Below are 25,243 nucleotides of genomic sequence, written 5' to 3'. Positions count from 1 at the left end.
GCGGCGCAGAGCGGAAATTCCGGTCCCTCTGAATCAGTGTCTGTTTATACTCCCTTATTATCTCACTCACGGAACCGGACGGGCAACGAACAAGATAATGCCGCCTTCGTCACAACCCAACAATGACTTTATCCAACGTCGCCGGATAGTTCCGCACGCGCACGCCGGTGGCATTGTAGATCGCATTGGTAATTGCCGCGGCCGCGCCGCAGATGCCAAGTTCGCCAATACCTTTGGCCTGCAGGGGGCTCGCCCAATCATCGCGCTCTTCCAGAAGTTCAACCGTTAGCTGCGGCACGTCGGCGTTCACAGGAATATGGTATTCGGCAAGGTTGTGGTTCGCCACATGGCCATCGCGCGGATCAAAAGCCAACTCTTCTGTCAACGCCATGCCGATGCCAAAGGTCATTCCGCCAAGGCATTGCGAGCGCGCCGTTTTGGCGTTCAGAATCCGCCCGGCTGCGAAGCTACCATGCATGCGCCTTACGCGGGTTTCGCCAGAGGCTGCATGGACGGCAACTTCGGCGAAGTAGGCACCAAACGTAGCCTGGCGCACGGCGTCCGAAGTGTCACCGGGTAGCACATGGCCCAGCTTCGCAATCTCGTCACCTTGCAAAACATCCGCAAGGGCCTTGGTCTGATTGGCATAGATCGCGCGAGCGTCTTTCAGCATCAGGTCATGCTCATTCACGTCTAACCGGTCGGCCAGTTGGCGACGGATCGCTTCGCAAGCGATATATACCGATGTCCCGCTGGAGGACGCTCCCCAAGACCCGCCCGAGCCGGCAGCCGGGGGCAAGTTGGTGTCGCCGAGGATCACATCGACCTTGTCGCGGGGCAAGCCGAGCATGTCGCCAGCGATCTGGCCGAGGATCGCATAGGTCCCGGTGCCAATGTCGGTCATATCGGTCTCAACCCGCGCCGTGCCGTCGGGCAGCAGCGTCACGCGGGCTTGGCTTTCCTGCAAGACGTTGATACGCGCGGCCGAGGCCATACCATAACCAATCAGCCATTCACCTTCGCGCCGTTCCTTCACTCCGGGGCGGTTGGCCCAACCAAAAATTTCGGCCCCGCTTTGCAATGCTTCGCGAAACCTGCGGGATGAATAGTCTTTACCGCTTTCGGGGTCTTTCTCGGGGATGTTACGCAGGCGGAGCTCGACGGGATCGATGCCTACCTCATGCGCCAATTCGTCCATCGCGTTTTCCACCACGGTGACGCCTACGGCTTCTCCCGGCGCACGGACGGAGCCTGCGCAGAGCCGGTGCAGACGCGCCAATTCAAGCGACATCTTGCGGTTGGCCCCAGCATAGAGAAAGTGCGAGGCTTGCAACACCGGCTCGGCAAAGGTCTCTCCGGGCAGGTTGGACACACGTGCATCATGGCCGAAACCACTCAACCGCCCGTCAGAATCGGCGGCAAGGCGCAGCCGCTGGCGGGTTTCCGAACGACGCATCGTGGCCTCATAGACTTGCTGGCGGTGCAGGGCGACGGAAACCGGACGCCGCAGCTCTTTCGCCGCGATAGCGGCGGCCACCGCTTCCGGCGCCAGCCCCAGCTTGGAGCCGAAGCCGCCGCCCACGTAAGGGGAGATTATGCGGACCCTGTCAGGGTGGATGCGCAGCGAATCCGCCAATTCATTGCGGTTGTATTTCAGCATCTGATAGCTGGCGCGCAGGGTCAGGTCTTCGCCCTCCCATGACGCGATGGAAGCATGCGGCTCCATCGGCGAGCTGGAATGCGACGGGGTGGTATAGACCACATCAACACTGTGCTTGGCGTCGCTCATGGCACCATCAAGGTTGCCTTGATCCAGCGTTTGGTCTTCCTGAGGCTCAACTGCGGCGGTTGCCGGATCGACGGGCACCATTTCCCCATTCTCAAGCGTGACTTTCAAGGCCTGCGCCGCGTGTCGGGCCTGTTCGAAGCTTTCGGCAACGACAACGGCGATCAATTGACCAAGGTAGGTCGCGTGCTGCGCTCCTTGCACCGGCGCCTTGTTGGCCGTGCCCTGGGCGGGGTTGCGCAGCAGACGGTCGTCCTGGATCACCGACAGGACGCCGGGCATCTTCGCCACTGCATCCCTGTTGGACAGCACGACCCGGCCGCTGTTGCCCGGCGCGCGGACCATGACGCCATGCACCATACCCTCGATCTGCCACTCATTGGCATAGGTCGCGGTGCCCGTGACCTTCAATGCTCCCTCGGGCCGGTCGAGCGGTGCGCCGACGAGGCCCTGCGCCATGTCATCCAGCCGCCGTTCCGTCGCCGGGTCGTCCATCTTGAATTGCTCGGTCATGTCCGTGCCTCCGTCAATTCCGTGAGCACCGACACAAGCGTGCGGCGGGCGAGAAGGAGCTTGAAATCATTATCGCCAAAGCCCTGCGCCTGCGCGAGCAACTGATCGGCGGCTTTGTTAAAAAGCGACTCCGACGGAGTTTCGCCGACCAGAAGAGCTTCGACCTGAGTGTCGCGCCAGGGTTTCGGTGCCAAGCCACCAAAGGCCAGGTCCGCCTTGGTGATGCGACCATCCTCCATGGCTACAATTCCGGCGACGGAAACCAAGGCAAATGCATAAGACGCACGGTCGCGCACCTTGCGATAGGTCTGACGCCCATCAACGCGCGCGGGCAGAACGACGCCTGTGATCAGTTCGCCGGCCTCCAGCACCGTTTCGCGGTCCGGCCGATCGCCGGGGAGAAGGTAAAATTCATCAAGCGTCATTTGACGGGTCTCGCCGTCTTCCTTCAGTGTCTCCACCTTGACCCCAAGCGCGCGCATCGCCACGGCCATGTCGCTGGGGTGCGTGGCGATGCAATGCTCTGACGTCCCCAACACGGCGAGAATACGGTTAAATCCCTCGCGCGCCGCACAGCCGCTGCCCGGCTCGCGCTTGTTGCAAGCCATTGCGCGATCATAGAAATACAAGCACCGCGTGCGTTGGAGCAGATTGCCCCCGGTGGTCGCCTTGTTGCGCAACTGAGCGCTTGCACCAGCAAGCAGGGCGCGGCTCAACACCGGCCAATCGCGGCGCACGCGGGTGTCATTGGCAAGGTCACTGTTTGTCACCAAGGCACCAATCCGCAACCCGCCGTCTTCGGTTTCTTCGATCTGGTTCAGCTCCAGCCGGTTGATGTCGATCAAGGCCTCCGGTGCCATGACCTCTAGCTTCATCAGGTCGAGCAGATTGGTGCCGCCCGCGATAAAAATCCCGCCGTCCGCCGCTTGGCGTGTCGCGCCCTCCGCGCTATCGGCACGGACATAATCGAAAGGTCTCATGCGCCTTTCCCTGCCGCTTTCCGGATCGCCTCGACAATGTTGGGATAGGCTGAACACCGGCAGAGATTTCCGCTCATGCGCTCCGAGATCTCCTCATTCGTGAGCTCCGCCCCACCCAGAAGATCGTCCGTCACATGGCTCGGCCATTCATTTCTTATCTCTTCCAGCATCGCCGTCGCCGAGCAGATCTGCCCAGGCGTGCAATACCCGCACTGGAACCCGTCTTCGCTGACGAAAGCTTCTTGAAGCGCGCTGAGGTTGCCGGGCTGGCCGATCCCTTCGATCGTAGTCACCTCATCGCCGTCATGCATGCACGCAAGCGTCAGGCAGGCATTGATCCGCCGACCGTTAACCATAACCGTGCAGGCCCCGCATTGTCCGTGATCGCAGCCCTTCTTGCTACCCGACAGTCCGAGGTGATGGCGGAGGGCATCCAGCAGGGTCGTTCTTGGATCAAGCTCCAGTCGCCGCTGCGTGCCATTGATTATCACGTTTGTTTGCACGGGAAATTTCTCTGAATTGGTTCAAGGATGGTGGACTAACCCGCGCGCTATCGCTTGGTTCCGAACTTTCGGACCAGTAACCGAGGGGTCTTCGTTGAAGCTTGCGGTGAACCCTCTTGCCTGAGTGGTCATGTCAAACAACAAGTGGTCAGCGCTCAGACACCATACCTGCGTGCTCCGCCAAGCGGACCTTGAAGTGAATTGCAGCGACCGTCCGCAATCCGCCGATACTGTTGAAAAAGTCTGTTGATTGGCTGTCGATGTGCTGATTCACTCGTTTTAGGAGTGGAGGGCGTGGCGATGATGGGACCGAGGCAGGTGGCGCAAGGCGCGCTGTTCTATGAGTTCTCAATCGAAGGGTTTGTGCCGCAGGATCATCCAATGCGCGGCATTGATTGCTTTCTGGACCTGACGGATGTGCGGCCTCTGTTGGCACCATTTTATAGCGCACATGGTCGCCCGTCGATTGACCCGGAACCGATGATCCGGATGCTTTTGCTTGGCTACTGCCAAGGCATACGCTCTGAACGGCGGCTGTGCGAAGAGGTGCATGTCAATCTGGCCTATCGTTGGTTCTGCAAGCTCGATCTGGCTGATCCAGTGCCGGACCATTCAACGTTTTCCAAGAACCGCCATGGCCGCTTCCGCGAAAGTGGCCTGTTCCGGCATCTGTTCGAGACGGTCTTGCAGCGCTGTATGGATGAAGGGCTGGTCGGTGGTCACAGCTTTGGTGTTGATGCCAGCTTGATCCCTGCGAATGCCAATCAGACGCGTGGTGTCGATAGCAAGGAAGGTTTGCCGTCGGATCTGACGTCCCGCGCCGTCGGTGAATATCTTGTGACACTTGATGACGTGGCTTTTGGCGCATCGACAACAGCCATTCCCAAATACATATCACCGGTTGATCCAGCCGCCCGCTGGACAGGGGCCGACGGGGGTGCCGCCTATTTTGCCTATTCCAACAATTATCTGGTGGATTTGGATAATGCGGTGATAGTTGACGTTGAACCCACAGCTCCAATCAGGCCAGCAGAGGCGCGTGCCGCAAGGGATATGATCGATCGGGTGCAAGATCGCTTCGGGATCAAACCCGACAAGCTGGTCGGCGACACTGACTACGGATCAGCCGAGATGCTGGGCTGGCTGGTCGAGGATCGCAAGATCGCGCCGCACATCCCCGTCTGGGATAAATCCAGACGCACCGACGGTACATTCTCACGGATTGATTTTGCCTACGATGCCGCCGCCGACAATTACACATGCCCCGCCGGAAATACGTTGGAGAAATCCCGCCGCAAGTTCTCAAAGCCCCGATCAGCAAACGTCAGCAAGGACGGATTGATCCGGTATCGGGCGCGCAAACTCGATTGCGATGCCTGCGCGCTCAAGGCCCAGTGTTGCCCAACCCAGCCGGCCAGAAAAGTGCTGAGGTCTGTGCATGAAGCCGCAAGAGACGTCGCCCGGGATATCCGCAAAACCGATGCCTACATGATCTCGTTCATGCAACGCCGAAAGGTCGAGATGCTGTTTGCGCATCTCAAACGATACATCGGCTTGCGGATGATGCGGCTTCGCGGACCCAAAGGCGCAACCGAACAGTTCCAACTCGCAGCAACCGCCCAAAACCTCTGCAAACTGGCCAAGTTGGTACCAGCAACGGTGCCAGGGTGAAAAAGGGTGGCGAGCGCCTTCCCCAGACAACTCGCTAAAACGTCCCAGAAAACAGACTTTTTCAACAGCATCCGGAGCTAGCGGTCAATCAGGTCACACGCACAAATGATAGTCGCGGATCCCGAAGGTTCCTGTTGTACAGCAGCATCTTTGACGACTTGTCGGATCTCAATCTGGCAATCCCGCCTTGCGTAAGTCATCATAAAACCGATCCGCCGCGCCTGGATCGCGGAATTTCCCCCGGAGACTGTGCTCCTGCGATGCGATGGTGTAGTCGGGGGCGTTTTCAAGCAATTCATCAATCGTGGCCCAGGCTTCATCCATGCGATCCAGGCGTACGTACAACGCCGCCTGCGTACGCCGGGCCAGGTTAGGCATGTTTGCCATTTTTTGTATTGAGGCCAACCCGGCCTCATACTCCCCGGCAAAATACTGCGCCCAAGCCAGGGTCCACAGATACCAGTCCGGGTGATGGGGGTTCAGACGGATCGCGGCCTGAATTCGGGCAATAGCCTCGTCCATTTGCCCGAGATAAACCAACACTTCGGTGGAATCGGCCAAGACACCGGCGGAGTTGGGATTAAGCGCGATTGATCGGTCATACTCAATGAGAGCTTGTTCAAGATCGCCGCTTTGCATTGTTGCATTCGCCAGTGTCCAGTAAGCCAGAGAACTGTCCGGATCAAGCTGGACAGCCTTACGGGCCGCCATGAAAGCTCGATCCAGGGCGCCCTCGTGCGGTTGGTCGCCGCACCATTCCCAGCGGAAGCAGTTAATATGCACCCAGGCCAGGCTGAAATACGCCTCCGAGTATCCCGGATCGAGTTCCAGCGCTTTCTCGGACAGCAGCTTTGCCTCCTGGTTGCCCTCTGGTGTGAACTTCTTGCGTGCGGATCGCCCTCGATTGACGAGCTCATAAGCCGCGAGGCTCTCGGTTGGTTGACGCAGCAGGCGATCATACTCTGCCAGGGTGATGTTTCGTTCCAGCGTCGCGGCGATCGTTCTGGTAATCTCTTCCTGAACGTCAAAGACATCCACCAGATCGCGATCATAGGTTGCAGCCCAAATCGTGTTTCCGTCAGTCGCGTCAATCAACTGCGCCGCGACACGCAATCGGTCCCCGGCCTTTTGTTGGCTACCTTCAAGAATATAGCGAACACCAAGTTCCGTAGCGACATCGCGAACAGCCAAAGCCTTATCCCGGTAGAAAAAACTTGAACTTCGGGCAATTACAAAAAAATCAGGAAAGTGAGACAATCTGGCGATGATCTCTTCACTGATTGCGTCACTCAGATATCCCTTGTCTGCACCTTGGCTCAGATCATCGAAAGCTAGTACTGCGATCGACGGTTTCTCGGGAAGGGGGAAATTCAGCGTTGCCGAGTCAATTGGCTCAAAGTCGGTAGCTGTGTTCCACCACGTAAAAATGCTGACACCTGTGACAAAGGCCAGAACGATCAGGACCAAAAACCAAGACGACCCAAACTTGCTGGTGATTCGGAAGCTTATCGGTCCAGAATTTCCAGAGCTATCCAGAGTATCGTCCGACACAGGTATCGCTTCCAGCTTGTAGCCCTTTTTAGTCAAGGTCTGAACGATCCTGTGTTCGGTATCGTTCAAGGCGCGGCGGATATCAGCGATGCATTGCACCAGACTGTCGTCGGTCACAAACGTATCGGACCACACGTTTTCGATTAGGTCCGACTTCGATACGAGCTCGCCGTGGCGGCGAACCAAATATTCCAGCACCTCGGTACTTTGGCTGCGCAAATGGACGGCATTTCCGTTTTCGTCTTTTAGTTCATTGGTTTGCAGCGAATACGTAAACCCCCCAAGCCGAAATTCTTCAAGAGATTTCGTATCTTTTTCGTGGGCTTCTCCGGACATTTCAGGTGCCTCCGTGCGCTCCTAACCTAGCGGGCGCTCTGTCGTATTAGCAACTGTATTCACTCCCACGCAGCGCGGCTCGCCAACCGATCACCGATCCAATCAAGGAGAGTTTCGGATGAGAAAGAGCATCTTGATCGCGCTTGCAATCACTCTTGCCAATGCTGCATTTGGCAGTGCCAGCGACGATAGTCACATAATTTCACCCGCGCGGTTGTACGAGCTGAACACTTGGCTTGACGCTGAAACCGAGTTCGAAAGAAGGGACAGCCAACCTCGTATCCGGTTGATCGCAGCGGAACAGGCACAACACTTTCAAGGCATAGCAGACCATACAGAGGGCACATTACGCGGGCTATATGATGAAGAGACTGAAATCATCTATCTGGTTCAACCCTGGTCACCAAACAATCAACGCGACGTCAGCGTTCTTGTGCATGAAATGGCACACCATCGCCAATCCGGGCAACATTGGTATTGCCCACAGGCACAGGAATGGCGGGCCTATCAGATTCAGGCGCAATGGCTTCGCGAACGTGCCATTGCGGATAATTTCTATTGGCCTGCAATTCTGCTTCAATCCAGTTGCGCAAAGCGTGACATTCACTCCGAGTGAGCATAGTTTGACAACTTTAGAGCAATCCAATCACCGGTTTGCAAGACTGACATTTTTCTGTGAGTCTGGACTTTGATGACGGCATTTTCCGTTGGCCGACTGAAACCCAGAACAATTTCTGCAACTTGCCGAATGGCCTGTGTGACGAAGCCGACCGCAGCATCGTAACGCCGGACGAGTGGCCTGTATGGACCGCCACTGCCATGACCGCAATGTGCTGCGAGTGCGAACGGTGTACAGACGGGGGCGCCACTTTGGGCTTATTTTGTTGAAAAACTCTTGTTGATTTGAGGCCTGTTCGCTGATTCACTTTCGGTAGTAAAGCGGGGGGATCTGCGATGCTGGGACCGAAGCAAGAGGCGCAAGGGGCGTTGTTTTACGAGTTCTCAATAGAGGACCACGTCCCACAGGATCACCTGTTGCGCTCCATTGACCGCTTCGTAGACCTGTCCAGTATTTGGCAGCACTTGGCACAATTCTACAGCCATACCGGGCGCCCGTCTGTTGACCCCGAGTTGCTAATCCGGATGTTGCTGGTTGGCTATTGCTTTGGAATCCGCTCCGAGCGGCGGCTCTGCGAGGAGGTGCATCTGAACCTCGCATATCGCTGGTTTTGTCGGCTCGACCTGGCTGATCGGGTTCCGGATCACTCGACCTTCTCGAAGAACCGGCACGGTCGCTTCCGTGACAGCGAACTGCTGCGGCATCTTTTCGAAACGACCGTCGCGCGCTGCATCGAGGAAGGGCTCGTGAGCGGGCAGCGCATGGCTGTCGACGCAAGCTTGATCGAGACCGATGCAAACAAGCAGAACTCGACGCCGAAGGAGGATTGGGACGCCAGACTGATCGATCCCGCCGATGCGCCCCGCGCTGTCCGCGAGTATCTGGATACGCTTGATGAGGCCGCGTTCGGTGCCGCAAGCGAGGTTCAACCCAAGTTCACTTCCCATTCCGATCCGGCCAGCCAATGCCTCTCGGTGATTGCAGGCAATCACCTGCCGGTAATAGACAGCGGCCCGCAAAGGCCCGGCATTCTTCAGCTATTCCGACAACTATCTGATCGACACTGACCACGGCGTCATCGTGGATGTAGAAGCGACGCGTTCGATCCGGCAGGCCGAAGTCGGATCAACAAAGACCATGCTGGACCGTGTGAAGGCCAGGTTCGATCTCCATCCCGAACGGCTGATAGCAGACACCGCCTACGGCACAGGGCCGATGCTGGGCTGGCTGGTCGACCGCAAGATTGCGCCGCATATCCCGGTCTTCGATAAGTCTGGCCGCAACGACGGCACTTGGAGCCGGGCGGACTTCGAATGGGACGCCGAGAATAATCAATACATCTGCCCCGAGGGTCAGGCACTGAAGCAGTTCCGCCGGAATTATTCCGACCCGAACCGAGGACCAACCGGCAAGGGACGCGCCAAATATCGCGCCCTAAAACTGACCTGCCAGGCTTGCCGTCGAAACAGAAATGCTGCCCGAACGCCGATGCCAGATCGATCACCCGCGAGGAAAACGAAGACGGCCGCCAGGTTGCCCGTGATATAGCCAAGACCAGGCAATACGTGATCTCCATGAAGCTCCGGAAGAAGGTCGAGATGCTGTTTGCCCACCTCAAACGCATCCTGGGTCTTGGAAGGCTCCGATTGCGCGGCCCATGCGGTGCAAATGACGAATTCCTCCTCGCCGTCACCGCCCAGAACCTCCGGAAACTGGCCAAGATTTTCCCTGCACCGCAGCAAATGCGCAAAGCGTGAAAAAAAAGACGCTCGCGCAATAAATTCGATAACACTTTCTGCATAAGCGACAGTTGTTTTTCCATAGAATCGGCTGGTAGCAGTCAATCGCCGCCAGGCTCATGACAACCCGTCTCCGGCAGGCAGTGTCAATTTTCGCTGCTCTATACTGGCGAGAAACGCCGGCATAGAGGGCTAAGATCATCGCAAGAAGACGAAACTGGGGGAGGAGTAGTTGTCACGCTTACGCTCTTCGCAGTGACCCCCGGTGATCAATCAGAGTGGGAGCGTCGTTTTGTGATGCCGAGTTCCTTTCTGGCTGACCCCTTCTCCACCTCGCGGCATCGGCGGGGTCAAATTTGGGCGGTAGAAGGAGAAGGCCGAAAAAAAGGATTGGGAGGATTTTCACGGGGATCGACTAGACTCAGGGAGTCTGCAATCACGTGAGAAGACAAAATGGCACGAGCAAATGACGGCAAGAAAAGATCAAACGAGCGGCGCGCGACGCGTCAGCTCTACAAGCGCGTAACCACAGAGGAACTAGCAGACTTCAAGGAGCGCGCAGATGCGGCCGTATACTGCGACCATCAGGTATACTTGACCGCCTTCATCTCGGGCGAGGTTGAACTGAAATCGGGTCTGAAAAAAGACATCATACGCGTCCTCGGTCAACTCGGCAAGGTCGGCTCGAACCTCAATCAGATCGCACATGGCATCAACGCCGGACGCGTGACTGACCTTGAGCCGGACGACCTTGAGACCCTCAAGGAAGCGCTAGCCGCCGTACAGCAGATCAGCGCTGAAATCCGGCAGGCCCTTGGGGAAATGATCTGCAAGATCATCGGCAAGCCCGGCGAGAAAGGCAGCGGCGGAGGCCGTGACGCCTTCGTGCCCGGCATCCGTTACGTCAGTGGAAAAGCCGGGCGAGTGGAGTTGCGCAACATTGCATCCTCTCGCTGGGAGGATGCTGCTGAGGAAATGCTGCTGACCTCGGAGCTCTCGGAGCGCGTGCAGAAGCCCTATTACCATCTCGTTTTATCGTGGCATGAATTGGAGCAGCCGACGGACGTCCAGATGGTCGCAGCCATGGAACATCTGATCTGCACCCTCGGGCTTGAAGAGCATCAGATTGTGATCGGCACGCATGATGACACGCGGCGCAAGCACGCCCACACAGTTGTGAATACCATCCACCCGCTTACCGGCAAGGTCTGGTCCAAATCCCGTGACCACCGCAAAGCCGAAGCCGCATGCCGCCAGATCGAGTTGGATCAAGGCTGGTCCCATGATCGAGGACGGTTCGACTTCGACGTCATCGAAAAAGACGGTCGCAAAATTGCCAAGCTGAAGAAGCACCCCCTCGTCTGCGAAAAGAAACTAAAGGATCGTGCGGCAGGAAAGCGTCCGAAAACCTCCGGAGATCTCATGTTTGAAAAGTCCACCGGGTTCGAGACGTTCGAGCACAGTATCCCCGACGCTCTTAGGCAGAAGTTTGCAACACTGGTGAACGCGGCATCCGGCTGGCAGGACATCCACACGACCCTCGGCGCGCACGGCCTGACATACTACACATTCGGATCCGGCGCCCGCGTCGGAATCATCGGATCGAGCGAGCATACGAAGGCATCAGCTTTCGGCGCAAAGTTCGGCATCACGAAGATGGAGAAAAGATTCGGCCCCTATGCCGCGCCCGAGACCGAGACCGAATATCGAAACGATCTGAACGAGACCCACGTCGAGGTCGCGGCCTTGATCGGATCCACGGCGGCTGAGGATGAGAAGGCGACATCCGCGTCTGCCTTCAAGCTCACCCTGCTGCGCCGGATCTACACCGATATCCATATCGACCCAAAGGTGGCGCAAGCGATCCGTTTTGTGGATTTCGCAGCCAAGCCGCCGCAAATCTCGTTTCAGGATGGGTCTACCGTTGTTGATCTCGACCGCAAACTGTCGACATCCCGGAGCACGATGGAAACGCGTGCCACGATGATTGCCATGGCGAAAGCGAAAGGCTGGGCGTCCGTCCGCCCAACCGGCACGCCTGAGTTTATTCGGCAGGCGGCCCTGGATTGTGCCCGGGCGGGCCTTCGGATCCACGGCGTGCCAGCTGATATCCAGGCCTTGGCAGACCGGACGCTCGAGCAGACCGAAAAGCGCCAGCGCAGGATTGAGCAGGTTGCCCGGGAAATGCAAAGAGACCATCTGGCAGATCAGACAGACCGGGAAGATTTGATCGAGGAAAACATGGAGGAGCGCAGGTTGAAGGCTCTGGTAGCCGCCGACATCACGGCAGAAGCCCAGGCTGTGCAGGAGGCGATTGGCTTCGGTCGAGGTCCCGGTCCTTCAGCGCTTCGAAAGATCAACCGAGAAGAACGGGATACCTGGATCGCCTCTCTTCCGGATATGCGGACCGTCTCGCACCCTCAAACCGCGCCCGATACGGCGAAACAGGACCATCGGGGGCGGCGCCGGATCGCCCATCAGCTTCGCGGCAATGATCACGCCGAGATCGAGGAAATGAAACGTCTCGATATTCAGGCGATCGCAGGGATGGGTGGCTGGTCAGATGTTTCTCGCACGCATCCCGATAGTGCCGACAGGCATGGCAAGACATACCGGGTTTTCCAGCGCGGCGGGGACACGATCAAGGCAAGCCTTGTCGAGGGGAAGTGGCTCTGGACATCCAACAAGTCAGGGGCGAACGGATCGGTCATCGATCTTTGGCTGCAGGACAATCCCGGCCGAACACTGAGCCACGCGCGCGCGGCCTTCCGTGAGATCATGGGCAGCGCCCCAGCTATGGCCCTGGCAGCTCCTGCCGTGACCCACGATCAGGACGGGGATCATACGGAGGCCCGCCGCCGGTGGGAGGAGGCACCCCATATCGATCACCAGCGATCCTATGCCGAAGCCCGTGGGATAGACCGCAAGACGCTCTTTCGGTTCCGCGCTGACGTGAGGTCTGGTGCCTTTGGCGGGATTTATTTTGCCCACCGAAACCCCACGACTGACGATATTCAAGGGTTTGAGCAGCGCTGGGAGAAGAATGGCGAGAAGAACAAGGCGCGGTTTGCAAAAGGTGGTCGGAAAACGGTGAACGTGCTCGGGAATACGCCCGCCGCCACCCGGATGATCGTCTTCGAAGGAGGGCTGGACGCCCTCGCCCTCGCCGAGATCGAGGACCGCAGCGACACGACCTACGTCAGCACGGGCGGCGGCGAGACTGGGTCGGCTTTCGGCAGTCGCCAATTGCGCTTCGGGACGGGCAAAACCAACTCCATCCCCAAACCGTCAATCACCGTGTAAAATGCGTTGGTGAGTTTATCAAAGTCCTTGTTCGCCGTATTGTTGGAACGGTCCTCAAGATCGACTTTTTCGATCCAGAACGACCGGAAGGATAGAAAGTCGTCCCGCCTGATCGCCGTCAATGCCCCATCACCGTTTACGTCAATCCAGCGGTTTAGCGCCCGCTCAAATGGGCTTTTCCACTTTCTTATCTGGTCGAAGGATTTCCCCAACCTCCGATCCGGCGTCAACTTGTAAAACTCCTCCCAGATCTCGGACATAAGGAGCGGTGGATCTTCGACCGTTCCCATCAAGGCTTTGACTTCGATCTGATCGACGCTGCCGTCGGTTTCCGTGATGGCATCTATCCGATTCAACAACGTGTCGTCAGGAAGATTCGCAACCCGTGACACCGGAAGATAGTTGTAGCCCCGTCCCTGTGCTACCTTACGGACTGCCTCATAAGCCAAACGGGCATCAGCGGACCGCCCATCAAGTCTGGCTTGCCAATGTTCAAGTTGCGCCTGCCAAGCGCCCGCCGCCTTATCCCGTGCCAACCGATGAGAATCTGTTTCAAGTGAGATTGACACAATACGCTTACGGGTCTCGACCGTCTCAAACCGCTTGGGGATGCGCCGCACAAGGTACCAGACACCGCGTCGGTTGGTCAGCTTCAAGTCTTTTTGCATCGCGAAACCCCATCCCCTCGGCTTCGCACTTACAAACCAATGTCATGCAATTTGTCATGCCGGCAGCGGGAGCCAAAGCGCAGGAAAGGTATGTATTACCTTTAATTTCAGTGAGTTAGCTGTATTTTGAGGGGGAAATTATGGCGGACCGAGGAGGATTCGAACCCCCGACCCCCTGATTCGTAGTCAGGTACTCTATCCAGCTGAGCTATCGGTCCACGCGGGCAGCAATTAGCGGCTGCGCTCGGGCTTTGCAAGGGGGGCTTGGTAGAAACTGATGTCAGGTCAGATCGCCCTTGGGTAGCGTGATCAGAAACGATGTGCCGTCTGGCCCTGTATGCTCTAGCGCCAATGTGCCGCCATGGCCGCGGACCAGTTCGAACGAAATCGTGAGGCCGAGGCCCGAACCACCCTTGGTCGCGCCGCCTTGGAAGGGCGTAAAGAGGTGTTCGCGCGCCTTGGGCGGCAGGCCGGGGCCAGTGTCGGAGATGCGGATCGTCACGGCCTCGTCGGTCTCATCCGCCTGCACGTTGATCTCGCCGGGCGTGCCGCTGGTCACGATAGCCTGACGCGCGTTGCGCACGAGGTTCGCGATCACGCGGTAAAGCTGCTCGGGATCAGCGCGCAGCTGGAATCCGGGGCGCACGTCCTCGGAAAAGCTGATGTCTGCGTCCCCGGCAGATAGCCGTTCGCTGTCGATGACGTCGGTCACAATGTCCAGCAGGGCAAAGCGCGACAGGCGCGGCGCGGGCTCTTCGGCCTTGCCGTAAGCCAGCGTCGATTCGCAGAGGTTCACGGCGCGGGTGATGGAATTGACCAGCTTGGGCGCCATCCGCTTGACCATCGGATCCTCGGACGTCTCAAGCCGGTCGGTAAAGAGCTGCGCCGACGTCAGGATGTTGCGCAGATCATGGCTGACCTTGGCCACTGCGCCGCCCAGACCCGCCAAGCGTTCCTTTTGGCGCAGGGCGCCGGTCAGTTGGGTCTGCATCAGGGCCAGCGTCTCTTCGGCCTCGCGCAGCTCGGTTATGGTCGAACTGGGGGCGATGACGCCGCGCGCGTCCTCGGGCGCACTGGCATAGGCCTTCATCGAGCCGACGACGCGGCTGATGGGGCGCACCAGAAACACGCGCACGGCCAGAAACAGCAGCACGGCAGTGATGATCGAGATGACGGCGGAGAGCAGCAGAATACGCAGACCATAGTCGATCATCGCCATGCGCAGCGTCCCTGTCTCCATGGTGACCTCGATCAGCATACCGGCGCTGCGCACGGGCGAGCCGATGACGCGCACTACCTGATCCTCGGCGTGCCACAGCCGTGACAGCGCGTCGCGCATCAGCTCGAACGCGCCTGCATCGCGCAAATCATAGGTGGCTGCGATGGGCGAGGGCAGTGGCGAAGACAGCACCAACTGACGCGCATCGTTGCGCCGCAGCACCACGTTAAAGACGCCCGCATTGATCAGCAATTCGTCTTCAAGATCGGGGCTGATTTCATCGCCAGCCAGCCGGGCCAGTGACGCAATCTGCGCCCGCTCCAGCCGCGACAGCAGGAAATCTTCGCGGAACCGCGCGATGGACGGCACAAAGATCAGCACTTCGGCCAGCATCACAAAGATCGCCGTAAGGATCAGGAAGCGGCCCGAGAGCGAGTTCATGCGGCACCCTGCCCCCCGCCTGTCACGGCAGCCATCTCTGGACTGCGCGCACGGCGCGTTTGACCCAGACGCTATCAAAGAGGCGCGGGCTGAAATAGGCGCCGGCGGCACGCTTGTTAACTTCGCCGATGGTTGGATAGGGGGCGACCATGGCCGCAATCTGGCTCATCTTCATGTCGTTTGCCAGTGCCAATGCCCACAGGCCGATCAACTCGCCCGCCTGCGCGCCGACGATGGACGCGCCGATGGGGCGACCGCGCAAGACCATGACCTTGATCAGGCCCTTTGTCTTGCGCTCCGCGATGGCGCGGTCGTTGTCCTCGTATTCAAAGCGCACGACCTCCGGTTTGTCGCCATGTGCCTCCCGCGCCTCGGCCTCGGTCATGCCGACCTGTGCCAGTTCGGGCGCGGTGTAGGTTGTCCATGGGATGTGGCTGGTTTTAGCCTTTGCAGGCAGGCCCAGCACAGCCGAGCGGATGACGATGCCCGCATGATAGCCCGCGACATGGGTGAATTGCAGCCCACCGGCGACGTCGCCGATGGCATAGACGCGGGAATTGGTGGTTTTCAGCCGATCATCCACTTTGATTCCGCGTTTCGTGGTTTCGATCCCCGCCCGGTCCAGGTTCAGCCGGTCCACATTACTCTTGCGTCCAACGGCTATCAGCAGGTGCGAGCCCTTGAATATCCGCCCATCCTTAGTCTTGACCTCAATTGCGCCGGCCTTGCCGCGTATTTCGGCGGCAAGCGCACCCTCGGCGATCTCGACGCCCTCTTCGCGCAAGGTATCCATCACGATAGCGACTGTCTCGGGATCGTCATTGGCCAGCACCTTGGAGCCCTGGATGACCGTTACCTTGCAGCCCAGCCGCCGATGCGCCTGAGCCATTTCCATGCCGATGGGGCCGCCGCCGACGATCAACAGGTGATCGGGCCGCTCGCGCAGATCAAACAGTGTCTCGTTAGTCAGATACGGCACCTTGTCCAAGCCGGGGATCGGCGGCACCAGCGGGCTGGAGCCTGTGGCAATCACGATGCGGCGGGCCTTTATAACGGTATCACCTGCCTGCACCTCGGTGTCCGAGATGAATTCGCCATATTCGCTGATGACCTGAACGCCCAGCCCCTCGAACCGCTCGACGCTGTCGTTGGGCGCGATGGTGGCGATCACATCCGCGACGTGATCCTTGGCAGCCGCATAATCGACGTCGGGCACCACATCGGCGACGCCATATTGCGACGCATGGGCCTGTGCATAGGCCGCCTTACCCGATGCGATCAGCGCCTTGGACGGAACGCAGCCGTAGTTCAGGCAATCGCCGCCCATCTTGTGCCCCTCCAGCAAGACGACGCGCGCGCCCATCTGGACCGCGCCGGACGCGACCGAAAGGCCCCCCGATCCGGCGCCGATGACCAGAATATCCGTCTCAATACGTTTCATTCGCTAAATATCCTTTTTGCCGCGCACGGCCTTTATCAATATCGGCAATGCGGCCAGCGCGCTCAGAGCCAAGAGGGGGCCGATCACCTGAGGCTCCCACAATAGGCTAAGGTCCGGGCTGCCCCCGCGATCGAACACTTCGCCCAGGCCAACGCCAATCCAAGTGAACACCAACGCGCCGGGAATGATCCCGACAAAGGTAGTCAGCACAAAGTTGCGGAATTTGACGCCCACCAGCGCAGGCAGCAGATTGGCGACAAAGAACGGCACCGCAGGCACGAGGCGCAATAGGAACAGCACGCTGATCTCATTCTGGTTCAGCCCGTCCTTGATCCGCTTTAACGTGCCTTCGCTGGCATCCATCCTTGCGGCCAACGATTTGCCCAGCCCCATGCGCGCGGCCTGAAATATAGCCGTGGCGCCCAATGAGGCGGCGATCACGTTGAATGTCGTTCCCCAAATGATGCCGAACAGAAAGCCGCCCGTCACCGACGCAACTGCCGCGCCGGGCAGCGAAAAGGCTACGATGGTGAAATAGATCGCGACGAACCCCGCGACCATCACGACGAAATGCGTATCGCGAAACGCCAGCAGCGCCTCGCGATTGTCGCGCAGCGTGTCGAAACTTAGGTAGTCGCGCAGGGTGAACGCGCCGATGGCGGCGACCAGCACGATCAACGCCAATGGCGCGTGGCGCAGCACTGGATGCTTGCGCGCGGGGTCCTGCTTGGTCTGCGTGGCCTTCGCCATATGCGGTCTGCCTTCCTGAAGGTTGCGGCGCTCCACCCTAGATGACGGGTCCATGCCGCTCTGGATAGCCGTATCACGCGGCGTTGATCGCATGTGACCTGCGCAGGGGGCTTTCGGGCGGCAGAGGCCCATCCTGTAACACCCGCACCGAACTGCGGCGCGCAATTGTTGCAATAAGTGGTCGGGCGGGGTTTGACTTGGGCAAAAGCGCCTACTATAGACCGGACTTCGGATATATCCGGATATCTGCGTGATTCCTCAATCTCGCGCCTATCCGCACAAATTTGGAGACGGAGCGATGAAACGCACCTTTCAACCCTCGAACCTGGTTCGCAAGCGGCGCCACGGTTTTCGTTCGCGCATGGCCACCAAGGCCGGCCGCAAGATTTTGAACGCGCGCCGCGCCCGCGGCCGCAAGTCGCTGAGCGCATAAGCGCCAGCCGACTGGACGACGACATGACACCGCCGAAGGCCCCCGATCACCAGACCGGGACGACGCCATCGGCGGTTTCGTCATGTCTGAAGGATCCTCAAACAGAAATGCGGTCAGAGGTTGGTAATTCCCTGACCGTTCTCAAGACCCGCAAGGATTTCCTGCAAGCGGCCCGCGCCATGCGTCAGGGCACATCCTCAATGATGGTGCAGGCGCGCAAACGCCGCGACGGTGAGCCACACAGTGGCATCCGTGTCGGATTCACCTGCTCAAAGAAGGTCGGCAACGCCGTCGCCCGCAACCGGGCCAAGCGCCGCCTGCGCGAGGCTGCGCGCGCTGTGCTGCCTCAGCACGCTCTGCCGGGATGGGACTATGTTCTGATCGGGCGGGCAGGTGCGACGGCAGCGCGCCCCTTCGAGGCGCTCAAGGGTGATCTGACCTATGCCCTGCGCAAGCTGCACGGGTCAGGGAAATGACGCCGCTGGCGTGGATATTCTCGCTGCCCGTGCGCGGTTATCGCCTGCTATTCAGCCCGTGGGTCGGCCATGGCTGCCGCTTTCAGCCCACTTGCAGTGCCTATGCGCTTGAGGCGTTGGAGCGCCACGGCGGTCTGCGCGGCGCATGGCTGACGCTTCGCCGGATTGCACGGTGCCACCCTTGGGGCGGGTCTGGCATCGACAACGTGCCGGACTGACCGCGCCCTTATTTGGTCTGAGAGACCACTCCGCAGGCCACCCGCCCGCCTGCATCCGCGTCGGTCTGGTAGCTGTCGGGGTTCTCATGAATCACGATGGCGGATCCATCATCGTCCATCAAAGGCGCCTTTTCGCCTGCAACGCTTAGCCGTCTGCTGTAGAAATCCGCCTTGGCCTCGCCATTATCATTGACGTAGATATTCGGCAGATCGCCCGCATGGGGGCCATCCTCGGCCGTCAGGCCGTGCCCGTTTCCATCTGGCGCATAGTGATCGCCAGCCGCGTCAAAGCCATCCTCGCACGACCCCACCTCATGCACATGAAAGCTGTGCCAGCCCGGGCTAAGCCCCTTCAACTCAGCCTGAAACAGCGTGCCGTTCCACCCCTCCGAAATTCTGACATGGCCAGCATCCTGGCCGTCGGCGGTCTTGAGCATTGCCATCGCGCCAGCATCCTGAGCCATTGCGGCACTGCCTGTTAGCCCAACGAGGGCGGTCGCAGCGATCAGAGTAAAGCGAGTCATAAGAACTCTCCTGCATTATGATATTACTTTATGATATCTCTTGCCAACGCCGCGACCCTGCCCTGCGTTCCAGCCTTGCCGGATTGGCGCAACTGAATTAAAGCTTGCCCATGCTGGATGATGTCGACGAAATTCACCCGCTCTTTCAGGGCGCGCCCCGCAGCACGGAATTCCGCAAGCTGCGCAAGCGGATCGTGCGCCTGACGCGCGAGGCGGTGGATCAGTACGGCATGGTCGATCGCGAGGGGCCGCGCGCCAGATGGTTGGTGTGTCTGTCAGGTGGCAAGGACAGCTATACCCTGCTCGCCGTCCTGCATGAGTTGCAATGGCGCGGTATGCTGCCCGTCGACCTGTTGGCCTGCAACCTAGATCAGGGGCAGCCCGGATTTCCCGCGACGGTCCTGCCTGAATTCCTGAAAAAGATGCAGGTGCCCCACCGGATCGAGTATCGAGACACCTATTCCGTCGTGGTCGACAAAGTGCCTGCTGGCCGCACCTTCTGCGCGCTCTGCTCGCGGCTGCGGCGCGGCAATCTCTATCGCGTCGCGCGTGAAGAGGGCTGTTCAGCCGTCGTTCTGGGCCATCACCGCGATGACATCCTTGAGACGTTCTTCATGAACCTCTTTCATGGCGGGCGCCTCGCCACGATGCCGCCAAAGCTGCTCAACGAGGTGGGCGATCTGTTCCTCTATCGCCCGCTTGCGCATGTGGCCGAGGCAGATTGCGAGCGGTTCGCGCGCGCCATGGCATATCCAATCATCCCCTGCGATCTGTGCGGCAGCCAGGATGGGCTGCAACGCCAGCAGGTCAAGCAGATCCTAGACGGCTGGGAGGCGAACAGCCCGGGGCGCCGCCAAGTGATGTTTCGCGCGCTGATGAACGCGCGTCCATCGCACCTGTTGGATCCGCAGCTGTTTGACTTTGCAGGACTTTCCCTGAACTCCGTAAAAACTGACGGAAATTCCGAAGGCATTCCGCAGCTGCGTTAAGCGACTCTTGAGGCGGCGTGCGTAGGGTGACGTTCGCGGGTCTAAAAGGGTTTGCCGGATGTCTGTGCGTTTTTATTCCATACTGATGGCCAACTATGCGCGTTTGCGCAGGGTGCTGGCGGGGCCTTCTGCCCTTGCGCTACTCCCCGCAGTGGTGCTGGGAGGTTTCTGGCTGGGCGGTGAGCAGATGCTGATCATGCTCGCGTTTGGATTTCCGATTTGCCTGCTCTTTGCCGGACTTCACCGGGCACCGGACCATTGCACCGAGCGCCCGCGCGCAGGAGAAGACGACGTGGATGAGGCCGCATTCGAGCAGACGATGGACGCCGCCGTGCGCCGCGCGGTGCAGACCTCGCGCCGCACCGGCTGCATCCTGCTGGAGCTGGATGAATACACCCCCACCCGCGAGCGGTTCGGCAGCGAGGCGACCGATGCGATGATGTCGCAACTGACGAATAGGGTGGCGTCCGTGCTGCGCAGCCGCGACTCTGTGCGCCGGATCGAAGACAATCTGCTAGCCGTCTGCATCGCACCAGTGCGCCAGTTGGACCTCGCCGTCATGCTGCAAATGGCCGGACGCCTGCAGGCCATGATGGAAGAGGCGATAGTGATAGACGGCGCTACCCTATATGTGACCGCGTCAGTCGGGCTGGCTCTGGACACGAACGCATCTGAAATGACAGGTGCAGGCCTGACCGCCGGTGCCACAACCGCGCTGGCAGAAGCGCGCCGTCATGGCCCCTCGTCGATGCGCGCGTTCAGTCGCGACATGAAGAGCCCCATCATCAATTGCAACTCCGATCTGATGCAGGAGGCCACCGAGGCGCTGGAAAACGGCCAGATACAGCCGTGGTTCCAGCCCCAGATCTCGACCGATACCGGTCAGGTCAGCGGGTTCGAGGCGCTGGCGCGCTGGTCGCATCCAACACGCGGCCTGATCGCACCCGCCGAATTCCTGCCCATTCTGGAACAGGCCGGCGCGATGGAGCGTCTGGGCGAAATTGTGCTCTACAATGCCCTCTCGGCGCTCAGGACGTGGGATGCCTCGGGCCTCGACGTGCCCCAAGTCGGCGTCAACTTTTCGCCCGAAGAGCTGCGCAATCCGAACCTCATCAAAAAGATCGAATGGGAGCTGGATCGTTTCAATCTGCCCGCCAGCCGCCTGAATGTCGAGATACTCGAGACCGTCGTCGCCTTGTCGCCGGACGATATCATAGTGCGAAACATCGCCGGGCTATCGCGCATCGGCTGCCAAATCGACCTTGACGATTTCGGCACAGGACACGCCTCGATCTCGTCCATCCGCAGGTTCGATGTGCAGCGGCTGAAAATCGACCGCTCCTTCGTGATGAAGGTCGACCGCGACCCCGAGCAGCAGCGCATGGTGTCGGCGATCCTCACCATGGCCGAGCAACTGGGACTGGCCACGCTGGCAGAGGGCGTCGAGACGGCGGGCGAGCATGCGATGTTGGCGCAGCTGGGTTGCGGCCATGTGCAGGGTTACGGCATCGGTAGGCCCGTTCCGCTAGATCAGACCGTCGATTGGGTCCAAGGCCACCTCGTCCGGCTCGAGGCACCGCCCACAATCGGGCGCCATTTCGGCTGATTGCCCATGAAACCGGTGGTGCAGGACGCGCAGGGCCGGGAATCCCCTTGACCTTTGGGGCCGCACTCTGTTGAACCCTCCCTTGACCCTCCGAGGCGCCCGGACCCGTTCCGCAGCCATGCTGCGGCGACCGGTATGCGCCCGAGACCAATGAAGTTGCGCGCGTTTCTGGCCGCGGCCTGTTTGGCTGGCCCGGCCTAAAGACCCCTAACAGATGAGTGGCTGCCCCGAATGGACGATCAAAACAAGAACCTAATCCTCGCCACCGCGCTAAGTTTCGTCGTGATCATGCTGTGGTTCGTCCTGTTCCCGGCCCCCGAGACCCCGAGCGAGCCACCGACCGAGGTTGCATCCCAGCCCGCAGAAGGCGTCATCACACCCGGGGTCGCCACTACGCCGGGCGCCATAGAGGGCGACGCAGGCAGCACGCCGACGCAGGATACCGGTGCGCCCCAGCCTGCCGATGCACCGCGCATCGCCATCGACACGCCCAGCCTGAAAGGCAGCATTTCGTTGCAGGGCGGGCGCATCGACCAGCTATCGCTCAAGAACTATCGCGAGACGATCGATCCGAACTCGCCCATCGTCGACCTTTTGTCACCGGTCGGTAGCGACGCGCCCTATTACGCGCTGTTCGGCTGGGCCCCCGGCGGCGGCCTGGCGCCCGACCTTGTACCGGGTGCGAACACGATCTGGCAGGCTGACGACACTGCGACCCTGACGCCCGAGACGCCGATCACTCTGACATGGGATAACGGTGCCGGCCTCGCCTTCACGCGGACGATCTCGGTCGATGACAAATTCATGTTCAACGTCGAGCAGGCGGTGCAGAATACAGGCGACGCCACAGTGTCGCTGGCCCCCTACGGAATTCTCGCGCGCCATGGTCTGCCAAAAGATCTGAAGAATTTCTTCATCCTGCACGAGGGCGGCATCCGCATGGCGGACGGCGAGTTGACCGAAACCGACTACGACGATTTCGACCCGATCAACGGCGTCAAGACCATCGCCGTCGAAAAAGACGGCTGGACCGGCCTGACCGATCAGTACTGGATGACCACGCTGATCCCGCGCGATACCGGCGGCTTTAACGTCACGACCCTGCAAGACGGGCGGCGCGACATCTATCAGACTACCGCGCGAATGCCGACGCAGACGGTCGCACCCGGCGCCAGCGCTTCGACCCGGCTCGAGGTTTTTGCCGGGGCCAAGGAATGGAAAACGATTCGCCACTATCAAAACGATGACGGCGTTGATCGTTTCGTCGATTCTATTGACTGGGGCTGGTTCTTTTTCCTGACCAAGCCGATCTTTGCGGTGCTGCATTACCTTAACAACATGATCGGCAACATGGGCTGGGCGATCATCGGCCTGACCCTGCTGATCAAGGCGCTGCTGCTGCCGTTGGCCTATAAATCCTACGTCTCGATGGCCAAGATGAAAGAGCTGCAGCCGCAGATGGAAAAGCTCAAGGAAGAGGCCGACGGCGACAAGCAAAAACTGCAAAAGTCGATGATGGAGCTCTACAAGAAGCAAAAGGTGAACCCGGCCTCGGGCTGCCTGCCAATCATTCTGCAAATCCCGATCTTCTTTTCGCTCTACAAGGTGATTTTCGTCACGCTCGAGTTGCGCCATGCGCCTTGGATCGGCTGGATCCATGACCTCAGCGCGCCGGATCCGTCGTCGATCCTGAACCTCTTTGGCCTCCTGCCCTTCGACGCGCCCGGCCCCGAATCGGCGCTTGCCATCATATCGCTGGGCGTGCTGCCGATCCTGCTGGGCGTCTCGATGTGGCTGCAACAAAAGCTGAACCCGACTCCGGCGGATGCGACGCAGAAAATGATCTTTGCCTGGATGCCGTGGGTCTTCATGTTCATGTTGGGCCAGTTTGCCAGCGGGCTCGTGGTCTACTGGATCGCGAACAACACGATTACCTTTACCCAGCAATACGCGATCATGCGCAGCCAAGGGTACAAGCCAGACGTCTTTGGCAACATCCTCGATGGCTTCAAGCGTAAGCCGAAAAAGGATGCCCCGGCCAAGAGCGACAAGTTATGACACGCATCGCCGCGCTTTGGCGGCACCCGATCAAAGGGCATGGCCGCGAAGCGCTGGAGCGGACCCAGCTGAGCGAAGGCTGCACTATGCCTTGGGATCGCCGCTGGGCCGTCGCCCACGAAGAGGCTAAGGCAGATGCCGATGGCAGCGCATGGGCGGTGTGCCACAACTTCTCACGCGCTGCGAAAGCACCGCAACTTATGGCGATTAGCACCGTCTCAGACGAGGCGGCGGGCAGTGTCACACTCAGCCATCCGCAGCGGCCCGACCTCACGTTCGATCCTGACACCCAAGAGGCGTCGTTCATCGAGTGGGTGCGCCCGCTGATGCCGGAAAATCGCGCGCAATCGGCGCGTATCATCCGCGTCCCGGGACGCGGCATGACCGACTCGGCATTTCCGTCGATCAGCATTGTGAATCTCGCCTCTCATCGTGATCTGGCGACAAGGATGGGGCAGGATATCAGCCCCGAGCGCTGGCGCGGTAACATCCATCTGGACGGGCAGGAGCCTTGGGCCGAGCGCGACTGGATCGGCAAGACATTGCGCATCGGCACCGCGGAGCTGGAAGTGCGCGAGCATATCGTGCGCTGCCTCGCCACTACAGCAAATCCGGAAACCGGCGAGCGGGACGCAGACATCTTGGGCGCGCTCGACACGCAATTCAGCCATCAGGAATTCGCCGTCTATGCCGTTGTCACGCGCAGCGGCGAGGTCAGCGTCGGCGACGCCGCCGAGGTGCTGTGATGGACGTCCTGCCTTTTCCTTTGGCCGACGAACCGGACGCCGAAGCATCCGAGCGGGGCCGCATTCTGTTCGCCGGTGAAACGGATTTCCTGAAAGGCGTCGTCGCCATGTCGGGCCTGCCCGAGGCGGACCGGATCGAGGTCTGCTTTGCTGGTCGCTCCAACGTGGGCAAATCGACGCTGATCAATGCGCTGACCGGCCGCAAGGCGCTGGCGCGCGCATCCAACACGCCGGGCCGCACGCAGGAAGTGAACTTTTTCACCCTTGCGGACAGTCATTACCTCGTCGACCTGCCCGGCTATGGCTATGCCAACGCGCCGCTGCCGGTGGTCGAGAAATGGCAGGCGCTGCTCAAACGCTATCTGCAAGGGCGTCAAAACCTGCGCCGCGCGTTTGTGCTGGTCGACACGCGCCACGGGATCAAGCCGGTGGATCATGAGATCATGAGCCTGCTGGACAGTGCTGCCGTCACCTTTCAGGTCGTGCTGACCAAGGCAGACAAGCTGCGCGGTACGGCGCTGGACGATATCCTCGCGCAGGTGCGCGGGCAACTCGCGCGCCACCCCGCCGCCTTTCCTGAGATGATCCTGACCTCCAGCGAAAAGAGCGAGGGCATCGCGACTTTGCGCGCGACGATCGCCGATCTGGTCTGACCCTTGCAAGCCGCCGCGCC

The 25,243-nt window shown here is 59.8% G+C and carries 20 protein-coding genes, 1 tRNA gene and 1 pseudogene; 12 read left to right on the top strand and 10 right to left on the bottom strand.

Going from position 1 to position 25,243, the window contains the following annotated elements; all coding sequences use genetic code 11:
- Nucleotides 1–109 precede the first annotated feature (109 nt).
- Genes U3654_RS19355 through U3654_RS19345 form a run of 3 tightly spaced genes read right to left on the bottom strand, consistent with a single transcriptional unit; the run spans nt 110 to nt 3,782 of the window.
- The gene (locus U3654_RS19355; RefSeq protein WP_324753164.1) at nt 110–2,299 is read right to left on the bottom strand and encodes a xanthine dehydrogenase family protein molybdopterin-binding subunit; all 2,190 of its coding nucleotides are present in this window, start codon (nt 2,297–2,299) and stop codon (nt 110–112) included.
- The gene (locus U3654_RS19350; RefSeq protein WP_324753163.1) at nt 2,296–3,279 is read right to left on the bottom strand and encodes a xanthine dehydrogenase family protein subunit M; all 984 of its coding nucleotides are present in this window, start codon (nt 3,277–3,279) and stop codon (nt 2,296–2,298) included. The genes U3654_RS19355 and U3654_RS19350 overlap by 4 nt, the downstream gene beginning before the upstream one ends.
- Complete coding sequence (locus U3654_RS19345; protein WP_324753162.1) at nt 3,276–3,782, bottom strand: 2Fe-2S iron-sulfur cluster-binding protein; 507 nt, start codon at nt 3,780–3,782, stop codon at nt 3,276–3,278. The genes U3654_RS19350 and U3654_RS19345 overlap by 4 nt, the downstream gene beginning before the upstream one ends.
- A gap of 300 nt (nt 3,783–4,082) precedes the next feature.
- Between U3654_RS19345 and U3654_RS19340 the strand changes: the two genes are divergently transcribed.
- Nucleotides 4,083–5,453: an IS1182 family transposase gene (locus tag U3654_RS19340; RefSeq protein ID WP_324753161.1), complete on the top strand. Its 1,371-nt coding sequence runs from the start codon at nt 4,083–4,085 to the stop codon at nt 5,451–5,453.
- Between the two features lie 168 nt (nt 5,454–5,621).
- On the opposite strand, the gene U3654_RS19335 is transcribed toward U3654_RS19340, so the two are convergent.
- Entirely contained in the window at nt 5,622–7,340 is a 1,719-nt protein-coding gene (locus U3654_RS19335; protein ID WP_324753160.1) for a winged helix-turn-helix domain-containing tetratricopeptide repeat protein, read from the bottom strand.
- 118 nt (nt 7,341–7,458) lie between these two features.
- Here U3654_RS19335 and U3654_RS19330 point away from each other — a divergent pair, with 118 nt between their 5' ends.
- From U3654_RS19330 to U3654_RS19320, 3 genes and pseudogenes are all read left to right on the top strand, one after another.
- Entirely contained in the window at nt 7,459–7,956 is a 498-nt protein-coding gene (locus tag U3654_RS19330; RefSeq protein ID WP_324753159.1) for a DUF6647 family protein, read from the top strand.
- A 338-nt stretch (nt 7,957–8,294) separates the two neighbouring features.
- Nucleotides 8,295–9,716: pseudogene (locus tag U3654_RS19325) on the top strand (transposase).
- Between the two features lie 435 nt (nt 9,717–10,151).
- On the top strand, nt 10,152–13,001 hold the full coding sequence (locus tag U3654_RS19320) for a relaxase/mobilization nuclease domain-containing protein (protein ID WP_324753158.1): 2,850 nt from the start codon (nt 10,152–10,154) through the stop codon (nt 12,999–13,001).
- On the opposite strand, the gene U3654_RS19315 is transcribed toward U3654_RS19320, so the two are convergent.
- The 5 genes from U3654_RS19315 to U3654_RS19295 all read right to left on the bottom strand — a co-directional run bounded on the left by U3654_RS19315 (nt 12,893) and on the right by U3654_RS19295 (nt 17,520).
- A complete protein-coding gene (locus U3654_RS19315; protein WP_324753157.1) occupies nt 12,893–13,669 on the bottom strand; it encodes a DUF6538 domain-containing protein in 777 nt (258 codons plus the stop codon). The genes U3654_RS19320 and U3654_RS19315 overlap by 109 nt on opposite strands.
- 141 nt (nt 13,670–13,810) lie before the next feature.
- A tRNA-Arg gene (locus U3654_RS19310) sits at nt 13,811–13,887 on the bottom strand.
- Between the two features lie 62 nt (nt 13,888–13,949).
- Nucleotides 13,950–15,329, bottom strand: coding sequence for a HAMP domain-containing sensor histidine kinase (locus tag U3654_RS19305; protein WP_324753156.1), 1,380 nt, complete (start codon nt 15,327–15,329; stop codon nt 13,950–13,952).
- A 22-nt stretch (nt 15,330–15,351) separates the two neighbouring features.
- Nucleotides 15,352–16,770: a dihydrolipoyl dehydrogenase family protein gene (locus U3654_RS19300; RefSeq protein WP_324753155.1), complete on the bottom strand. Its 1,419-nt coding sequence runs from the start codon at nt 16,768–16,770 to the stop codon at nt 15,352–15,354.
- A gap of 3 nt (nt 16,771–16,773) precedes the next feature.
- Nucleotides 16,774–17,520 (bottom strand): TVP38/TMEM64 family protein, encoded by a 747-nt coding sequence (locus U3654_RS19295; protein WP_324753154.1) that lies wholly within the window; start codon nt 17,518–17,520, stop codon nt 16,774–16,776.
- Between the two features lie 298 nt (nt 17,521–17,818).
- Between U3654_RS19295 and rpmH the strand changes: the two genes are divergently transcribed.
- Genes rpmH through yidD form a run of 3 tightly spaced genes read left to right on the top strand, consistent with a single transcriptional unit; the run spans nt 17,819 to nt 18,647 of the window.
- A complete protein-coding gene (gene rpmH, locus U3654_RS19290; RefSeq protein WP_072775959.1) occupies nt 17,819–17,953 on the top strand; it encodes a 50S ribosomal protein L34 in 135 nt (44 codons plus the stop codon).
- 23 nt (nt 17,954–17,976) lie between these two features.
- Nucleotides 17,977–18,429: a ribonuclease P protein component gene (rnpA, locus tag U3654_RS19285; protein ID WP_416384535.1), complete on the top strand. Its 453-nt coding sequence runs from the start codon at nt 17,977–17,979 to the stop codon at nt 18,427–18,429.
- Nucleotides 18,426–18,647 carry a membrane protein insertion efficiency factor YidD gene (gene yidD, locus U3654_RS19280; protein ID WP_324753153.1) on the top strand — a complete coding sequence of 74 codons (222 nt, stop codon included), beginning with the start codon at nt 18,426–18,428 and terminating at the stop codon, nt 18,645–18,647. Before rnpA ends, yidD begins: the two co-directional genes overlap by 4 nt.
- 8 nt (nt 18,648–18,655) lie before the next feature.
- Here yidD and U3654_RS19275 read toward each other — a convergent pair whose 3' ends face one another.
- A complete protein-coding gene (locus tag U3654_RS19275) occupies nt 18,656–19,171 on the bottom strand; it encodes a superoxide dismutase family protein (protein ID WP_324753152.1) in 516 nt (171 codons plus the stop codon).
- Between the two features lie 110 nt (nt 19,172–19,281).
- On the opposite strand from U3654_RS19275, the gene ttcA reads away from it, so the two are divergent.
- The 5 genes from ttcA to yihA all read left to right on the top strand — a co-directional run bounded on the left by ttcA (nt 19,282) and on the right by yihA (nt 25,223).
- The gene (gene ttcA / locus U3654_RS19270) at nt 19,282–20,160 is read left to right on the top strand and encodes a tRNA 2-thiocytidine(32) synthetase TtcA (RefSeq protein ID WP_324753151.1); all 879 of its coding nucleotides are present in this window, start codon (nt 19,282–19,284) and stop codon (nt 20,158–20,160) included.
- Nucleotides 20,161–20,218: 58 nt separating this feature from the next.
- The gene (locus U3654_RS19265; protein ID WP_324753150.1) at nt 20,219–21,766 is read left to right on the top strand and encodes a GGDEF domain-containing phosphodiesterase; all 1,548 of its coding nucleotides are present in this window, start codon (nt 20,219–20,221) and stop codon (nt 21,764–21,766) included.
- Nucleotides 21,767–21,997: 231 nt separating this feature from the next.
- On the top strand, nt 21,998–23,824 hold the full coding sequence (gene yidC, locus U3654_RS19260; protein WP_324753149.1) for a membrane protein insertase YidC: 1,827 nt from the start codon (nt 21,998–22,000) through the stop codon (nt 23,822–23,824).
- Nucleotides 23,821–24,570 carry an MOSC domain-containing protein gene (locus U3654_RS19255; protein ID WP_324753148.1) on the top strand — a complete coding sequence of 250 codons (750 nt, stop codon included), beginning with the start codon at nt 23,821–23,823 and terminating at the stop codon, nt 24,568–24,570. Before yidC ends, U3654_RS19255 begins: the two co-directional genes overlap by 4 nt.
- Nucleotides 24,570–25,223 carry a ribosome biogenesis GTP-binding protein YihA/YsxC gene (yihA, locus tag U3654_RS19250; protein ID WP_324753147.1) on the top strand — a complete coding sequence of 218 codons (654 nt, stop codon included), beginning with the start codon at nt 24,570–24,572 and terminating at the stop codon, nt 25,221–25,223. Before U3654_RS19255 ends, yihA begins: the two co-directional genes overlap by 1 nt.
- Nucleotides 25,224–25,243: the final 20 nt, after the last annotated feature.

The organism is Roseovarius sp. Pro17 (assembly GCF_035599575.1).
GTDB lineage: Bacteria > Pseudomonadota > Alphaproteobacteria > Rhodobacterales > Rhodobacteraceae > Roseovarius.
The sequence above is the reverse complement of the archived record's forward strand: the minus strand, read 5'-3'. Positions and strand labels throughout refer to the sequence as shown.

Bases quoted from the DNA above. Each gene is read 5' to 3' on its own strand.
- U3654_RS19265 (WP_324753150.1), top strand. From the start codon at position 20,219: ATGTCTGTGCGTTTTTATTCCATACTGATGGCCAACTATGCGCGTTTG.
- yidD (WP_324753153.1), top strand. From the start codon at position 18,426: ATGACGCCGCTGGCGTGGATATTCTCGCTGCCCGTGCGCGGTTATCGC.
- yidC (WP_324753149.1), top strand. From the start codon at position 21,998: ATGGACGATCAAAACAAGAACCTAATCCTCGCCACCGCGCTAAGTTTC.
- U3654_RS19315 (WP_324753157.1), bottom strand. From the start codon at position 13,669: ATGCAAAAAGACTTGAAGCTGACCAACCGACGCGGTGTCTGGTACCTT.
- U3654_RS19330 (WP_324753159.1), top strand. From the start codon at position 7,459: ATGAGAAAGAGCATCTTGATCGCGCTTGCAATCACTCTTGCCAATGCT.
- U3654_RS19275 (WP_324753152.1), bottom strand. From the start codon at position 19,171: ATGACTCGCTTTACTCTGATCGCTGCGACCGCCCTCGTTGGGCTAACA.
- U3654_RS19355 (WP_324753164.1), bottom strand. From the start codon at position 2,299: ATGACCGAGCAATTCAAGATGGACGACCCGGCGACGGAACGGCGGCTG.
- U3654_RS19340 (WP_324753161.1), top strand. From the start codon at position 4,083: ATGATGGGACCGAGGCAGGTGGCGCAAGGCGCGCTGTTCTATGAGTTC.
- U3654_RS19350 (WP_324753163.1), bottom strand. From the start codon at position 3,279: ATGAGACCTTTCGATTATGTCCGTGCCGATAGCGCGGAGGGCGCGACA.
- U3654_RS19255 (WP_324753148.1), top strand. From the start codon at position 23,821: ATGACACGCATCGCCGCGCTTTGGCGGCACCCGATCAAAGGGCATGGC.
- U3654_RS19295 (WP_324753154.1), bottom strand. From the start codon at position 17,520: ATGGCGAAGGCCACGCAGACCAAGCAGGACCCCGCGCGCAAGCATCCA.
- U3654_RS19300 (WP_324753155.1), bottom strand. From the start codon at position 16,770: ATGAAACGTATTGAGACGGATATTCTGGTCATCGGCGCCGGATCGGGG.
- U3654_RS19320 (WP_324753158.1), top strand. From the start codon at position 10,152: ATGGCACGAGCAAATGACGGCAAGAAAAGATCAAACGAGCGGCGCGCG.
- U3654_RS19305 (WP_324753156.1), bottom strand. From the start codon at position 15,329: ATGAACTCGCTCTCGGGCCGCTTCCTGATCCTTACGGCGATCTTTGTG.
- rnpA (WP_416384535.1), top strand. From the start codon at position 17,977: ATGACACCGCCGAAGGCCCCCGATCACCAGACCGGGACGACGCCATCG.
- yihA (WP_324753147.1), top strand. From the start codon at position 24,570: ATGGACGTCCTGCCTTTTCCTTTGGCCGACGAACCGGACGCCGAAGCA.
- rpmH (WP_072775959.1), top strand. From the start codon at position 17,819: ATGAAACGCACCTTTCAACCCTCGAACCTGGTTCGCAAGCGGCGCCAC.
- U3654_RS19335 (WP_324753160.1), bottom strand. From the start codon at position 7,340: ATGTCCGGAGAAGCCCACGAAAAAGATACGAAATCTCTTGAAGAATTT.
- ttcA (WP_324753151.1), top strand. From the start codon at position 19,282: ATGCTGGATGATGTCGACGAAATTCACCCGCTCTTTCAGGGCGCGCCC.